General features: G+C 55.7%; 14 protein-coding genes. 10 read left to right on the top strand and 4 right to left on the bottom strand.

The window, feature by feature from the left end; all coding sequences use genetic code 11:
- Window positions 1-283 precede the first annotated feature (283 nt).
- Window positions 284-970 carry a hypothetical protein gene (locus Q8902_11160; GenBank protein MDP4200115.1) on the bottom strand — a complete coding sequence of 229 codons (687 nt, stop codon included), beginning with the start codon at window positions 968-970 and terminating at the stop codon, window positions 284-286.
- A 145-nt stretch (window positions 971-1,115) separates the two neighbouring features.
- Between Q8902_11160 and Q8902_11155 the strand changes: the two genes are divergently transcribed.
- From Q8902_11155 to Q8902_11130, 6 genes are all read left to right on the top strand, one after another.
- The gene (locus Q8902_11155; GenBank protein ID MDP4200114.1) at window positions 1,116-2,849 is read left to right on the top strand and encodes an ABC transporter substrate-binding protein; all 1,734 of its coding nucleotides are present in this window, start codon (window positions 1,116-1,118) and stop codon (window positions 2,847-2,849) included.
- A gap of 211 nt (window positions 2,850-3,060) precedes the next feature.
- Window positions 3,061-4,113 carry a uroporphyrinogen decarboxylase gene (hemE, locus tag Q8902_11150; protein MDP4200113.1) on the top strand — a complete coding sequence of 351 codons (1,053 nt, stop codon included), beginning with the start codon at window positions 3,061-3,063 and terminating at the stop codon, window positions 4,111-4,113.
- Entirely contained in the window at window positions 4,113-5,024 is a 912-nt protein-coding gene (hemF, locus tag Q8902_11145) for an oxygen-dependent coproporphyrinogen oxidase (GenBank protein MDP4200112.1), read from the top strand. Before hemE ends, hemF begins: the two co-directional genes overlap by 1 nt.
- Window positions 5,025-5,036: 12 nt before the next feature.
- Window positions 5,037-5,891, top strand: coding sequence for a hypothetical protein (locus Q8902_11140; GenBank protein ID MDP4200111.1), 855 nt, complete (start codon window positions 5,037-5,039; stop codon window positions 5,889-5,891).
- Between the two features lie 2 nt (window positions 5,892-5,893).
- Window positions 5,894-6,892, top strand: a complete 999-nt coding sequence (gene hemH, locus Q8902_11135; protein MDP4200110.1) for a ferrochelatase — start codon at window positions 5,894-5,896, stop codon at window positions 6,890-6,892.
- A complete protein-coding gene (locus Q8902_11130) occupies window positions 6,889-7,647 on the top strand; it encodes an inositol monophosphatase family protein (protein MDP4200109.1) in 759 nt (252 codons plus the stop codon). Before hemH ends, Q8902_11130 begins: the two co-directional genes overlap by 4 nt.
- Before the next feature lie 5 nt (window positions 7,648-7,652).
- Here the strand turns inward: Q8902_11130 and Q8902_11125 are convergent, their stop codons facing one another.
- Complete coding sequence (locus Q8902_11125; protein ID MDP4200108.1) at window positions 7,653-8,147, bottom strand: hypothetical protein; 495 nt, start codon at window positions 8,145-8,147, stop codon at window positions 7,653-7,655.
- Between the two features lie 188 nt (window positions 8,148-8,335).
- On the opposite strand from Q8902_11125, the gene hemG reads away from it, so the two are divergent.
- The 4 genes from hemG (at window position 8,336) to guaA (ending at window position 13,780) form a co-directional block, all read left to right on the top strand.
- Window positions 8,336-9,661 (top strand): protoporphyrinogen oxidase, encoded by a 1,326-nt coding sequence (gene hemG / locus Q8902_11120; GenBank protein MDP4200107.1) that lies wholly within the window; start codon window positions 8,336-8,338, stop codon window positions 9,659-9,661.
- A 21-nt stretch (window positions 9,662-9,682) separates the two neighbouring features.
- Window positions 9,683-10,708, top strand: a complete 1,026-nt coding sequence (gene hemB / locus Q8902_11115; protein ID MDP4200106.1) for a porphobilinogen synthase — start codon at window positions 9,683-9,685, stop codon at window positions 10,706-10,708.
- A 23-nt stretch (window positions 10,709-10,731) separates the two neighbouring features.
- Entirely contained in the window at window positions 10,732-12,036 is a 1,305-nt protein-coding gene (hemL, locus tag Q8902_11110; GenBank protein MDP4200105.1) for a glutamate-1-semialdehyde 2,1-aminomutase, read from the top strand.
- Window positions 12,037-12,232: 196 nt separating this feature from the next.
- Complete coding sequence (guaA, locus tag Q8902_11105; protein MDP4200104.1) at window positions 12,233-13,780, top strand: glutamine-hydrolyzing GMP synthase; 1,548 nt, start codon at window positions 12,233-12,235, stop codon at window positions 13,778-13,780.
- Here guaA and tsf read toward each other — a convergent pair whose 3' ends face one another.
- On the bottom strand, window positions 13,781-14,644 hold the full coding sequence (tsf, locus tag Q8902_11100; GenBank protein ID MDP4200103.1) for a translation elongation factor Ts: 864 nt from the start codon (window positions 14,642-14,644) through the stop codon (window positions 13,781-13,783). It abuts the gene before it with no gap.
- A gap of 87 nt (window positions 14,645-14,731) precedes the next feature.
- Window positions 14,732-15,559: a 30S ribosomal protein S2 gene (gene rpsB, locus Q8902_11095; GenBank protein MDP4200102.1), complete on the bottom strand. Its 828-nt coding sequence runs from the start codon at window positions 15,557-15,559 to the stop codon at window positions 14,732-14,734.
- Between the last annotated feature and the right edge of the window lie 58 nt (window positions 15,560-15,617).

Raw genomic sequence — 15,617 nt, 5'->3', positions numbered from 1 at the left:
ATCCAGCTCAGGGTGGAGCGAAGCAGAACGATGGGTAAGCGGTCGAAGGTCGTTTAATTTTGGGCTCGCACGCCTTGCGTGTCCGTAGAAGCTCGAACGCTATCGAGACTCACGAGGGAGGTGGGCTACCACCCCGAACGAAGCCTCATCGTTTGCATTGTGATGATTCATGAGTGAATCGTGCCCGCAGCTCTCGCCCCGTGCGTTTTAAGTAGAGAGGTCCCGCGCTTTCGCGCGGGACCTCGTTGAAACATCACAGTCGAGCTGCTCAAAGTGCGCTCCACTACTTCTTCTTGGGTGGTATCACCGGGGTCACGATTGTACTCGTGATAGCAATGACTACCGATGCAGTCTGCGCTCCACTTGTCGAGCTGAAGTTGAGCGTCATTGGGCCGGCCTGTCCCGGACTCACGTTTCCCCATCGCCCGGAGACGCTGTTCGGACTCCAGATGCTGTCGAAGGGGACCCAATGCGTCTGTGGGGTACAAGGGGTTGCTTTGTACATCGGCACAATGAGAGCCCGCGATCCGGCCGGAAAACTGGGATTTGACCCGGCATAGAATCCCGTAGTAGTATCCGGAAGCACAACGCCGGTCGGGAACGGCCCGCCGACTGGATCCGCCGATGCGTAAAGGATCGCAAAAGAATCAATCCCGGTCGTGGTCCCCTTCATGACCGAGAGGATCGGAGCAGGGCTGGTGAGCGAATCGAACTCGAACCATGTGGTATGTCCATTTGGAGATGCCGTATCGGTTGGCAGCCCATTGATCGGTGTGTGGAGAAAGATGAATTCAGCGGCGGGGTTACGTCCCCAGTTGGGTACGAATGACGAATCCGGTGGCAATCCAGGCTGGCTGCCTCCGCTGACGGTATCGCCCATCCCGTTTTTGGAATTTTTAGTGCACCCGGCAATCGCGAGAATTCCCGCGAGAACGCCGATCGCAACCGGCACGAAAAGAGTACGTTTCATAGCTGTATGAGTTTGTTGGATAAATAGCACCGCAAGGCGGAGACGACAAATCCCGCCATGTGACAAGCCACATCTCAGGGACAAATATACGACATTTTCCTGGTGACGCGAAGGAATTCCAGAATCCCGGCGTATCTTTGCAGCAATGCTCAGATCGCTCACTCTTATTATCATTGGCGCGTTTTTCATCTCTTCCTGTGGTCACAAGCAGAGCGCCGTCATGCACTCCGCACTCGGTGGCAAGAAATACGGCGGCCGCTACACGCTGAACGAGATTCGCGGCAATCCGTCCTCGCTGGATCCCGTCCGGATGAACAGCAAGGTCGAGGATGACATTGGTACCAACATTTATGATAAGCTCGTCGAGAATAATTCGAAGCTCGAACTCGTGCCGGAGCTTGCGAAGTCGTGGGATATTTCACCCGACGGCAAGACCTACACGTTCCACCTGCGGACGGATGTTCTCTTCCATGACGATTCCTGTTTTCCCGGCGGTCACGGACGAAAGCTGAATGCAAAGGATGTGAAATATTCCTTCGAGCGTGTCTGCAATCCTTCGACGCTAACAAGTGGGTTCTGGATTTTCCAGGATATCGTCGATGGAGCGAATGAGTATTTCGAATCGGCTGGGAAGACCACCCCCCAGCCCTCTCATACTGGCGTAGGAGGGGGAGTGTCCGGATTCAAAGTCATCGATGATTCCACATTCGTCGTTCAGCTTACGAAGCCATTCGCGCCATTCCTTGAGCATCTCACGACCAGCTTCGGCTACATTGTGCCGCGTGAGGCCATCGAGCGCTACGGCAAGGACTTCTTCCAGCATCCGGTCGGGACTGGTGCGTTTAAATTCAGCTATTGGAAGCCCGATCAGGAAATTCTGCTCACTCGCAACCCCAATTACTGGGAGCACGACTCCGCTGGCAATCAATTGCCGTTGCTGAATGAGGTCAAGTACACGCTCATCAAGGATGACAAGACGCTGCTGCAATCATTCCTGCAAGGTTCGGAGGATGAAGACTTCACAATCCCGACAGAGAGCTTCCAGCAGATTGTGACTCCCGAAAAAGAACTGACCGCGCAGTATGCAAGCAAGTACGCGCTGCAGCATGTCTCCGCGATGAACTCCTACTTCATGGAGTTCCTCTGCTCAAAGCCGCCATTCGATAACATGGCCTTGCGTCGCGCGATGTCGTTTGCGGTCGATCGCGAGAGTATCGTGAAGTTCGTGCTGAAGAGTGCGCCGCACTCGGTTGCAGAGCACGGGATCATCCCACCCGCATTCTCTCGCTATCCCATTGATGACGTGCACGGGATCGCTTACAATCCGGATAGCGCGCGCTTTTGGCTTGAACGCGCGGGCTTTCCGAATGGCCATGGAGCACCGCCAATCACGCTCGCCGTATACAACGAACCGCGCCCTATGCAGATCGCGGAGGCCGTGCAAGAGATGTGGAAGAAGATCGGACTCGACGTTCAGCTCCAGATCATGCAGTCCGCGCAACTGCTTGATGGCTCCGAAGATGGCAAGCTCGGCCTTTGGCTAACGCGCTGGTATGCCGATTATCCCGAGCCGGAGAATTTCCTGAATTTGCTCAACGGCCGGCTCATTCCAAAGCAGGAGGGTCTCAAGAGCTATCCGAACAGTGCCCGCTGGAACAGCGAGCGATTCAACGACCTGTTCTATCAGGCGATCGCCACAACAGACGAGGCGCAGCGCATGAAGCTCTATGCTGCGGCCGAGGACATCGCGGCCTACGAGGCGCCCTCGATACCGTTGTTTTACGAGGAGCACTATCGCCTGCTCCAACCGTACGTCCGTGATAATCCGCTCGACCCGATGAATCGGATCGACATGAAATATGTGTGGCTGGATAAGTAAGGTTGTGTGATCCTCGTCATTGCGAGGAGGGCGAAGCCCGACGAAGCAATCCCCACCACGAAGTCCTGCCAAGCGTGGATGCTGGCGCTCATCCTGGAAGGGATTGCTTCGTCGCTCCTTCGTCGCTCCTCGCAATGACGGGTCGTGGAGGACATAATTAGACCTTCCATGCTTGGGATGGATAAGTGCGAACCGGATGTTTGCCACCGCAATGAAACTTCAAAACGATCTACTTCTGAGAGCCGCGCGGCGTGAGCCGGTGGAACGCGCACCGGTATGGTTCATGCGGCAGGCTGGCCGTTATTTGCCCGAATATCGCGCCGTCCGCGCCAAGCATACATTTCTCGAAATGGTCCATACGCCCGAGTTGTCGGCGGAAGTGACGATTCAACCTGTCGATCTCGTAGGCGTCGATGCTGCGATCATTTTTTCCGACATTTTGGTCGTTCCGCAGGCAATGGGGATGGAGTTGGTCGTCGAAGAGGGCAAGGGCGGGCCACGATTTCCGGATCCGATCAGGCTTTACACCCAGATCAAACAGCTTCGCGATAAGAATACCACACAGGCGCTCTCGTATGTTATGGACGCCATCCGGCTCACAAAAGAGAAGCTTGCCGGCCGCGTGCCGCTCATTGGCTTCACCGGCGCGCCGTGGACGCTCTTTGCTTACATGGTCGAAGGCTCAGGCTCTAAGGATTTCCACGAAGCGAAGAAGATGCTCTTCACGCGTGGTGAGGATTCCCACCTAATGCTGCGCAAGCTCACCGATGTCATCGCGCAATATCTGATCGCGCAAGTTGAGGCGGGTGCGGATGTCCTGCAGATTTTCGACACATGGGCAGGAGCGCTCACGCCGGACGATTTCAAAGAGTTTTCGCTCGAGTATATCGCCGAGATCATTCGGCTTGTGCGCACGCATACCGTGGATGTTCCGATCATCGTCTTCTGCAAGGGCGCGAATCAATCGCTTTCGGAGATCGCATCGACTGGCTGCGATGTCATCTCGCTCGACTGGACGATTGATATTGCCGAGGTCAAAGAAGTCCTCGGAGGTGGAGTCACCTTGCAGGGCAATCTCGATCCGGCTGTGCTATACACGACGCCGGAAGTGATCGAGGACCGCGTCCGCCTGATCGCCGAACGGATGGGCGAGCCGACTGGGCATATCTTCAATCTGGGCCACGGCATTACGCCGGATGTCGATCCGGACAATGCTCGCGCGTTTGTCGAGGCAGCCAAGAACGCGTACAAACCGAAGGCTTGATGGCAGAGCTTCAAGCATCGTTGCGCGCTCGGGCTGAAGAACTCTTTCGCACGTTACAGCGAGAGATCACGCTCGCACTCGAAGTGCTCGATGGTAGCGGCACGAAATTCTTTCGCGAAACGTGGGAGCGGCCCGGCGGCGGTGGTGGCATCACGCAAGTTTTCAAGGATGGCGACGTATTCGAAAAAGCCGGTGTGAATTTCTCCGCGGTCCATGGTGAGGCGCCGGACTCGATGAAGCCCGGTGCAAGTGCAATGCAGTTCTTTGCGACTGGCGTCTCGCTCGTGTTGCATCCACGCTCACCCAAGATACCGACGGTGCACGCCAACTTTCGGTATTTCGAACAGTCCGATGGCGCTTCATGGTTTGGTGGCGGCTCGGACCTGACTCCATATTACCTCGATGTGGAGGATGCAGTCCATTTTCATCACACGCTAAAGACTGCATGCGACAAGCACGATCTCACCTACTATCCGCGCTTCAAGGCTTGGTGCGATGAATATTTCTGGATCAAACACCGCAATGAATCGCGCGGAATTGGCGGTATCTTTTTCGATCACCTGAGTGCGCCGAATCCGCGCGAGCGCGAGCAATTGTTCTCATTTGTCGAAGATGCCGGACGAGCGTTCTTGCCGGCATACGTGCCAATTGTCGAGCGGCACAAGGATGAAGTCTATGCAGAGGCGGAGAAACACTGGCAATTGCTGCGCCGTGGGCGGTATGTCGAGTTCAATCTAGTATACGATCGTGGCACGCGATTTGGCCTCGAAACAAACGGTCGCACGGAGAGTATTCTCATGAGCCTGCCGGCTGTCGCCCGGTGGGAGTATGATGTGCACCCTACTCCTGGCACACCGGAAGCTGCATTGGAAGAAGTCCTTCGGCATCCAAGAGAGTGGGCAAAACTCTAACTTGTCGATCGCATGAAATCACTCGGTCTACTCGTCGTACTAACCGTTTTGAGCATCTGCGCATCCGCGCAAACGAACAACAGCCAGCCACCAACACACCGCGATTCCGTGCGAGAGCGATTTCTGGATCACGGAGCTTGGCTGCATCCACTGTTTTCGAGAGAACGAGCAATGTATATCGATAGCGCCATTGCGCTCTCGCACGACGATGCCTATCTCTGGCAGCAGCGCGCGATGCCCTACTTCAAGCAAATGAAGTACGAGGTCGGAATGCCGTACCTCGATAGTGCGGTCAAGTACGATTCCATGATGTGGCTCGACTATCGGGCCTTCATCAAGTGTATCTTTTCGAAGCAATATCGCGAGGCAATCCAGGACTTTCGGGCCGCACAACGGCAGCGTCCCACTGCGGGAGTGATGGACCATGAGTACAACTTCTATCTCGGGCTATCCTATCTACAGCTCTGCCAGTACGATAGTGCAGAATCGCTCTTCTCAACCTGCATCAGGCATGATGGTGAAGCCGGTAAGGACTGGGTCCATTACATGCACATGTTCTATATCGGCATAGCACAGTATGAAGAGCAGCGCTATGGCGCCGCTGTATTATCCTTCGACCGCGCGATCGAGTCATATCCACATTTTGCAGACGCGAAGTACTACAAAGTCCGCTGCATGATGGCCCTCGATCCAACGAACCCTCCGCTTGCATTGATGATAGAGGGACGAGACGATATCAAGAACGGACTCACGATCAACGAAGACAATGCCGTTTACGAGAAGTACCCCTATCAGATTGGGGCCAATGCGTTCGATGACATGATCGTGCAAGCCCAAAAACATTTGGGCAGGCAACAAAGTCAGTAAACATGACTGAATCACGCAGCAAGATCGCTATCGTTCTCCTTCAATTCGGCGGACCCGATTCGCTCGAAGCTGTCGAGCCGTTTCTCCTAAATCTTTTTAGCGACCCGGATATTTTCGAGCTGCCCTTCGGCGCGAAATTCCAGACGTTTGTCGCGCAACAAATCTCCAAGCGACGTGCTCCATCAGTTCGGGAGAAGTACGCGGAGATTGGAGGAAAGTCACCGATCGTTGAGCGGACGGAGGAGCAGGTCCGCGCGTTGCAGCAATACTTCGATGCGAAGCACGCAAGTCTCGGTGTCACGGTGCGTCTTGCCGGTCGGTATTGGAAGCCATTCACGGCCGATACAATGTCCGCACTTGTGCATGATGGGGTTCAGGAGGTGATTCTTCTTCCGCTCTATGCCCAATACGCTGTGGCAAACGCTGGTTCGAGCTTCAACGAGTGGGACCGCGAGTTGGCGCGACAACATGCTGCGTTCCGTGAGCGCCGCGTTCGCGAATATTATAAGAATGAGAAGTATCTCGAAGCGATCAACACTCGGATCGAGGAGGGGCTTGCGCAATTTCCGAATCCGAAAGATGTACTGCTGCTCTTTTCCGCGCACGGCACACCCCTCGACATGGTGAAGCGTGGCGATCCCTATTCGGCTCAAATCCGTGAGACGATGGAGTTGGTCATGGATATGCGTGGGCACGACCACGAGTACTTGCTCTCGTTTCAGAGCAAGGTGGGCCCGAAACGATGGCTCAAACCTTCGACGCATGACATGCTTATCAAGTTGGGCGCTCGAGGTGTCACGGACATGCTTGTTATACCGATTGCGTTCGTGAGCGATCACATCGAGACCCTGCACGAACTTGACATCGAAGAGCGCAAGACCGCCGAAGCATCTGGCATCACGAACTACCGCGTGATGAAAGGGTTGAACGCACATCCGCTCTTCATCGAATGCCTGGCGGATGTGGCCCTGAAAGAAATCGAAGCACTGAGACACGAATGATGGACCTACGCCTCTTCCTGGAAGACATCGCGCGTGGCGCGGGCGAGATCACTCTAAAGTATTTCCGCCAGCCCGATCTTGAGATCATCACGAAAGGCGACGCCAGCCCCGTGACGCGCGCCGATCGTGAATCGGAAGAATATCTGCGTGCGCGGATTCGCGAGCATTTTCCAAACGATGTCATTCTTGGCGAGGAATTTGGCGAACAGGGCTCGAACTCGGCACGCCGGTGGATCCTCGATCCGCTCGATGGCACGAAGAGCTTCGTGCATGGCGTGCCGATCTATGGTGTGTTGATCGCGCTGGAGCAATCGGGTGAAGTCACGCATGGCATCGTGCATCTTCCCGCGCTTGGTGAAACCGTCTCGGCTGGCGTTGGCGAAGGCTGCTACTGGAATGGGAATCTGGCCCATGCGTCGCATCAGTCCCATTTGTCCCATTCTCTTCTTTGCACGACAAGCCCCAGACGCCTCGAAGAACTGATCGGACGCGCCAAGTATGACGCGATCACCCGCACATTCGGTATCTACCGCGGATGGGGCGATTGCTACGGGCACATTCTCGTTGCGACTGGCCGCGCCGAAGCGATGCTCGATGCACGCATGGCGATTTGGGACAGCGCGCCGCTCGGCGTGATCGTTTCGGAAGCCGGTGGCGAGTATTTCGATTTTAGTGGGGCGCGACGCATCGATGGCGGACATCTCGCAAGCTGCGCACCCGGCGTGGCAGATGAAGTGCGGCTGATGCTAAGCTAATTCGGTCACTGCCGAAAATCCATGGTCGTGTCGCCCATTGTTACAAAGGCGACTCGCCAGGGTTTGCCACGTTGGCGGACCATCCAAAAGAACGGTTCACTGCTGGGATTTTCGAAGATGAGGCCGTTACTCACCCTGACTGTGCCCGTTTCCTCGATTTCAGCGGTATCGATCAGAGCTCCGTTGAGCGCTGTCCGCAAGTCACGGTCGGCATCCAATCTCCATTCGTCGGAATTAGTGCGGTTTCCAAGGCTATCGCAGAACGTCCCGAACCATTGCCGCAAATGGCCTCCGATGGAGTCGTTTGCAAACGCCGCTTGCAACTTCGCTGTCGCGATCATCGAATCTCGTGCCGCGATGTCGTTACGCACGACAGATCCAGCGAAATTGCGCGCGGCGCGAATCTCTCCCGCTCGGCGATTATCGCAACTTGAGACCGAAACGGTTAGCAGGATCAGTGTGAGGAGGAATGAATAAGTGTTGCCGAGTTTGTTAAACATAGCTTACGAATTCGTGGGAGGAATGGAATAAATCAGATGAGTAAGGACGTCGCGACACAAATGATTCCTCTATAGCGTGTGCCGCCCACACGCTATAGATTTAAGAGGTCGAAGAGATTGGAATTGATCGAAGAAATGTTGACTCATCTTGCTCATCCCCATAATCTCCGCAAATCCTTGTTCCGACAATGCCTGACTATATCATCGTTGGCGCCGGCATCACCGGACTTACGTGTGCTTATCGGTTGAAGCAGCGCGGCGCGAGCGTTCTCGTTCTCGAAGAAGCAAATCTCGCCGGCGGCAAGATTCTCACCGAGCGGGTCAATGGATATTTGCTTGAGTCCGGCCCGAATTCTCTGCGCATCGAAAACCGGGAGACGGTGGATCTCATCGAATCAGTTGGATTGACAGCGAGAGCGGTGGAAGCCAGTCCGAATGCCAAGAAGCGGTTCATTCTTCGCAATGGCCGGTGGGTGCAGGCGCCGGTGGGTCCGATTCAGGCAGTCACGACGCCATTATTCTCATTCGGTGGAAAGCTTCGCGTGTTGGGAGAGATATTTACATCGCCATGCACCGCAAGAGACGAAACCATCGAGAGCTATTTTCTGCGACACTTTGGGCGAGAACTGTATGAGCAAGCAGCCGATCCATTTGTGACTGGCATTTATGCTGGTGATCCAACAAAGCTCAGCGTACGGCATTCGTTCAAGGTCTTCTGGCAGCTCGACCAGCAATATGGCTCGATGATTCGAGGCATGCTCATGCGCAAGAAAGACCCGAACCGGGTGAAACCGCGCATTATCTCATTTCCGAATGGCCTCGGCGAGCTGATCGAGCGGATTCGCGAAGAGCTTGCGGGTGACATACAATTCCATAAAGAGGCGCTGACTCTCACTCATGGTGCGACTGGCTACACGCTCCGCTCCGCGAGCGAGAGCTTTACGGCGCCGAATATCATTCTCGCACTGCCGGCGCATAGCACCGCACCGCTCATCGAATCCATCGCGATCTCGCTGGCAGCCGAACTGGCGGCAGTTGACTATCCTCCAATAGCCGTCGCATATCTTGGCTTTCGCGAAGATCAATTCCTGACGAAGATCGAAGGATTTGGCGGACTGATTCCGAGCAAGGAAGGCCGCAGTATTTTAGGCGCGATCTATTCTTCCTCGAACTTTGCGGGCCGCGCGCCCGATGGACACGTTTTGCTAACCGTGTTGGCGGGCGGCGCTCGCAACCGAGCAGTCATGGGATGGAGTCATGATCAGATCCTTCAAAATGCCGAGCGAGAAGTGCGAGCGCTCTTCCAGTCGAATGGCGCACCCGTGTTCCGACATGCCAGGCTCTGGAAGCGCGCGATCCCGCAGTACAACGTTGGATACGATTCGGTATTGAATGCCATTTCCGCTGCCGAGAGCGCAAATCCTGGACTGCATTTCGTTGGTAATTATCGTGGTGGCATTGCCATGGGCGCTTGCATCAAGAGTGCAACGGAACTCGCCGCCAGCCTTGTTTGAGGCCCGAATTCGCTTATTAATATGCATACGCACGAACATTCAGAGGAAGACTTACTTGTAACCGCGCGCTCGCGGACACGGCGGACGCGCATGACGGAAATGCACCGCCGCGTGGTCCGGGAGACCTCGCTCGAGCCGCGCAATCTTATTTTGCCGCTCTTCGCCATTGAAGGCGACGCGAATTTTCGCAAGCCGATCAAATCCATGCCGGGTGTCGATCAGCTTGGTATCAACGGCATCCTCCGCGAGTGCGAGTCCGCACTCGAAGCAAACCTGGGTGGTGTGATCCTGTTCGGCATTCCCGAGCATAAGGATGAGTTTGGCTCAGAAGCCTATAACGATCGAGGCGTGATTCAGGAAGCAGTCCGCGAGATCAAGAGTCGCTTTCCCGAGCTACTCGTCGCGACCGATGTGTGTCTCTGCGAGTACACGGAGCACGGTCATTGCGGTGTGGTCGAGCGAACGCACGATGGCCGCATCGAGATTGTCAACGATAAGACCGTTGAGCTGCTTGTGCGCGAAGCCGTCAGTCATGCCGAGGCCGGCAGCGATCTCATCGCGCCGAGCGATATGATGGATGGTCGCATCGGCGCCATCCGCGAGGCACTGGACGCAAGCGGCTTTACCTCGCTGCCGATCATGAGTTATTCGGCGAAATATGCCTCGGGCCTTTACGGCCCGTTCCGCGATGCGGCAGGAAGCACCCCGACCTTTGGCGACCGCCGATCACACCAGATGGATGTTGCGAATTCCGATGAAGCGCTCCGTGTCGTTCAGCGCGACATCGAAGAGGGCGCGGATATTATCATGGTCAAGCCTGCGATCAGCTCTCTGGATATTATCCGCCGCATTCGCGAGCAATTCGCGATGCCGACTGCCGCGTATCAGGTGAGTGGTGAATACTCCATGATTCTTGCAGCCGGAGCCAACGGCTGGATCGACGAAGAGCGCGTGATGATGGAATCGCTGCTTGCGATCAAGCGTGCAGGGGCTTCGATTATCTTGACCTACTTCGCATTGCGGGCGGCAAAAGTGCTGAGCAAATAGATTTTATAGAATCTATAGAGTCTATGAAACAGAAATCGACTACTCGTAGCCAATCCCTTTTCGAACGAGCTAAGCGCTCCATTCCCGGCGGTGTAAATTCGCCAGTGCGGGCATTCCGCTCTGTTGGCGGCGATCCGCTGTTTCTCTCGCGCGGTGAGGGCGCGTATATCTGGGATGCCGATGACAACAAGTACATCGACTATGTCGGCTCATGGGGTCCGCTGATTCTCGGGCATTCGCATCCCAAGGTCGTCGAAGCAATCGAGAAGCAAGCTCGCATTGCAACCAGCTTTGGCGCGCCGATTGAACTCGAAATCGAAATGGCCGAGCTGGTCAAAAAGCTGATGCCGTCAATCGAGATGCTCCGGTTGGTTTCGAGCGGCACGGAAGCGACCATGTCCGCTGTCCGCTTGGCGCGAGGGTTTACGGGCCGTGAGAAGATCGTCAAGTTCGAAGGCTGCTATCATGGCCACGCTGATTCATTTTTGATCAAAGCCGGCTCGGGTGCGCTCACGCTTGGGAGTCCGGATTCGCCAGGCGTCACGCGGGGCACCGCGCAGGACACGTTGAATGCCCGCTACAACGATCTCGCCAGTGTCGAGATGCTCGTCGCGCTGAATCCCAGCGCGATCGCAGCGATCATCGTGGAGCCGATTGCCGGCAACATGGGTGTCGTCCCAGCCAGTGAGCATTTTCTCAAAGGACTTCGCGCTCTGTGTGATCGCGAAAAAATCGTGCTGATCTTCGATGAAGTGATGACCGGCTTTCGCGTCGCGTTGGGCGGCGCGCAGTCGCTCTATGGCATTCGTCCCGATCTTACTACGCTCGGCAAGATCATCGGCGGCGGTTTGCCCGTCGGTGCCTTTGGTGGGCGGCGTGACATCATGGAGACGCTCTCGCCAAGTGGTCCGGTCTATCAAGCTGGTACGCTCTCCGGTAATCCGCTTGCTATGGCGGCAGGACTTGCCACGCTCCGGATTTTGCAGCAGGAGAATCCATATCCCGAATTGGAGAAGAAGTCTGCCGCACTCGCTAACGGCTTCATGGCCAATCTTCAATCGGCCGGCATTGCGGCGACGCAGACGCGTGTCGGCTCGATGCTCTGCCTGTTCTTTACCGCGAATCCGGTGACGAATTTCGATCAGGCTTTTAAATCGGACACTGCGGCATTCGGCAACTATTTCCGCGCAATGCTCGAACGTGGTATCTATCTTGCGCCTTCGCAATTCGAGGCAATGTTTGTGTCGGCGGCGCATTCGAACGCAGACATCGAGCGGACGATTGAAGCGCAACGGGCTACAGTATCTGAGATAGCTGCGAATTCATAGTCTCCTGGTGTCATTGCGAGGAAGCCCGACGGGATGACGAAGCATTCATTTGCGAGAAAGACTCGGTCTTCGTGCCTGGGATTGCTTCGTCGTGCTTCGCACTCCACGCAATGACGGTGTTTTCATTGGATTTACTCACGATTCTCTTGTGTTCTCCGTCCCTTCCAAACGCCACTATTAGTTCGCCAACTATCTCATGGCCCACAGCGGAGATTCCGTTCTAATTCTCGATTTCGGTTCACAGTACACGCAACTGATCGCCCGGCGTGTCCGGGAGCTTGGCGTCTATGCGGAAATCCTGCCCTGTAATGCGCCGCTCGAAGAGATTGCCACCCTGAATCCACGCGCGATCATTCTTTCGGGTAGCCCATTCAGTGTGTATGCGCCGGACGCACCGAGGCCCACGCCTGAAATCTTCCGGATGGGGAAGCCGATCTTGGGCCTTTGTTATGGTCTGCAACTCATCGCGCACGAAATGGGCGGTGAAGTCTCGAAAGGTGCGCACCGGGAATATGGCCGAGCTGAGATCACCGTCGAAGATAAGACATCAAAGCTTTTCAAAGATATTCCCGAGCGCTCCACCGTTTGGATGTCGCACGGCGACAAGTTGGACAAGATTCCTTCAGGCTTTCATGTCACGGCGCGGAGCGTGAATGCGCCATTCGCCGGCATTGCCAACGCGGACGAGTCCATCGTCGCGATTCAGTTTCATCCCGAGGTTGCACACACGGAATTTGGCAAGGAGATTCTTTCGAATTTCCTGTTCGAGATCGCGCACCTGGAAGCGACGTGGAATCCGGCGGATTTCATCGAGTCCACGGTAGCTGAAATCAAAGCGCGTGTGGGCGATGATACGGTCATTTGCGCGCTTTCGGGCGGCGTCGATTCAGCGGTCGCGGCTGTGCTGGTGCATCGGGCCATTGGCAACCAGCTTAAGTGCATACATGTCGATAACGGCCTCATGCGCCGCGGCGAGAGTGCGGAAGTCGTCCACACGTTTCGCGATCACTTTGGCATCGATCTCGATTTTCACGATGCGTCCGATCTCTTTCTCGACCGTCTCGCCGGCATTAGTGAGCCGGAGGATAAGCGCAAGATTATCGGCAAAGCATTTATCGATGTACTGGCCGGGGAAGCCACGAAATTCCGCGATGCGAAATTCCTGGTGCAAGGGACGATCTATCCGGACGTGATCGAATCGCTATCGTTTAAAGGTCCATCGGCAACGATCAAGTCGCACCACAATGTGGGCGGCTTGCCGGAGAAGATGCACCTGAAGCTAATCGAACCGTTGCGCGAGCTGTTCAAGGACGAGGTCCGCAACGTGGGCCGGGCGCTCGGAATACCGGAGCATTTCATCGACCGTCATCCATTCCCGGGACCGGGACTTTCGATACGCGTCATTGGCGAAATCACGCGAGAGAAGCTCGAACTGCTCCGTTCGGCGGATGCGATCTTTATTGAAGAACTCCGCTCTAAGGATTTATATGGATCGACCTGGCAGGCGTTTGCCGTGTTGCTTCCGGTGCAAACGGTTGGTGTAATGGGTGACGAGCGGACGTATGAGAAAGTTGTCGCGCTGCGGGCCGTCACCTCAGTCGATGGCATGACGGCCGATTGGGCGCGCCTGCCGCACGAGTTCCTCGCGCATGTCGCCAACCGTATCGCCAACGAAGTCCGAGGACTCAGCCGCGTCGTTTATGACATCAGCTCCAAACCGCCGGCGACGATCGAGTGGGAGTGATTACTCCGCAGCGTCTTTATGCATCTCGCCAAGCTGCATGCGGACGAACCCCGTGACGGTCACGCCCTGGCCGGCTTCCTTGAGTAGATCGGTGATCGTCTTCGCGGCGTCCTTGATGAAGCTCTGCTCGAGCAGGCAATTATCCTGATAGAATTTCTCCAGCTTGTTCTTGGCGATACGGTCGATGATCTCGTCTTTCTTCCCTTCGTTTTTGGCCTGCGTGCGGTAGATATCCAACTCTTTCTCAACTTGATCGGTCTTGATATCATCGCGCTTGAGCGCCATCGGGTTCATCGCGGCAATTTGCATGGCAATGTCACGTCCGAGCGCTGCGGCAGTGCCATCCTTGGCGCCGCTTATGGCCACGAGCACGCCAAGCTTCGAGCCGGGATGAATGTAGCTCGTGACGAAACCCGAAGGTTCAGAAACCATCTCAAAGCGCCGCGCTTCGAGCTTCTCGCCCAACCGTCCGGTTTGAGCGCCCACTTCCTCGGCGATGGTCGCGCCATTCGAAAGCTTCGAGAGCAAGAACGCTTCGTGCGTACTCGGGTTCGCCGCGAGTGCCGCATCCGCGATCTCTTGTGCGAACTGAATGAACGTCTCGTTGCGCGCGACAAAATCGGTCTCAGAGTTGACTTCGGCCATGATGGCGCGGGTCTTATCGCCGGCAACAGCACTGACGATCACACCTTCTTTTGCCACGCGATCGGCGCGTTTGGTCGCGGATGCCGCGCCACGTTTGCGCAAGAATTCAATCGCCTGCTCTTCGTTGCCATTGGCTTCTTCGAGAGCCTTCTTACAATCTGCCATACCTGCGCCGGTCTTATCGCGCAGGTGCTTTACGAGTGCGGGAGAAATTGCCATCGGGAGTGCTGAGTTCTGAGTGCTAAGTTCTATTGTGTATTCTCAAAAGGACCTATACGTCTAATAGGCCCTATAAGTCTCATCGGTCTACTCTGCTGCAGTTGCAGGCACCGGCTGCACCGGGCTGATCTCGAAGTCAGAAGCTTCGAGTTCGATACGGCGGCCACGGCGCTCGATCGGAATGCGGTCCTCGCGTGACTCGCTGGATACGCTTTCATCCGTCTTCTTCGCACGGGCTGCTGCGCGGCCATTATTGATGGCATCAGCGAACGCGTGCACGAAGATCTGCACTGACTTCAGTGCATCGTCATTGGCCGGAATCGGATAATCGACCAAGTCGGGATCGACGTTCGTATCGACCAGCGCGAAAATCGGAATACCGAGCTTGCGTGCTTCCTCGACAGCGATGTGCTCCTTCTTGATGTCAATGATGAGCATGGCGGAAGGCAGTCCACGCATCTCGACAATACCGCCGAGTGTGTTCGTGAGCTTCTCTTTCTCGCGGGAGAAATCGAGACGCTCGCGTTTGGTGAAATTATCGATTGAGCCTTCTTCTTCCATCTTCTCGATATCCTTCAGGCGCTTGAGCGACTTGCGGATCGTCGTGAAGTTGGTGAGCATGCCGCCTAACCAGCGGTCGGTGGCGAAAAACTGCCCTGAGCGTTCGGCTTCCTCGCGGACCATCACGCGGAGCTGCTTCTTGGTGGAGACGAAGAGGAATCGCTTGCCTTCGGCCGCGAGCTTTTCAGCCGCTTCCAGCGCCTCTTCGGCGAGTGCCTGCGTCTTCTTAAGATCGATGATGTGGATGCCGTTGCGCTCCATGAAGATGTACGGTTTCATCTTCGGATTCCAACGGCGGGTCAGGTGACCGAAATGCGCACCTGAAGCGAGGAGGTCTTCTAAACTGATTCTCATGTCAATGTTTGGTTATAATCTCTACGGAGCCACATCTGCTATCCATTGCTGGACACCG

This window comes from Bacteroidota bacterium (genome assembly GCA_030706745.1).
Classification (GTDB): domain Bacteria; phylum Bacteroidota; class Ignavibacteria; order Palsa-1295; family Palsa-1295; genus PALSA-1295.
The sequence above is the reverse complement of the archived record's forward strand: the minus strand, read 5'-3'. Positions and strand labels throughout refer to the sequence as shown.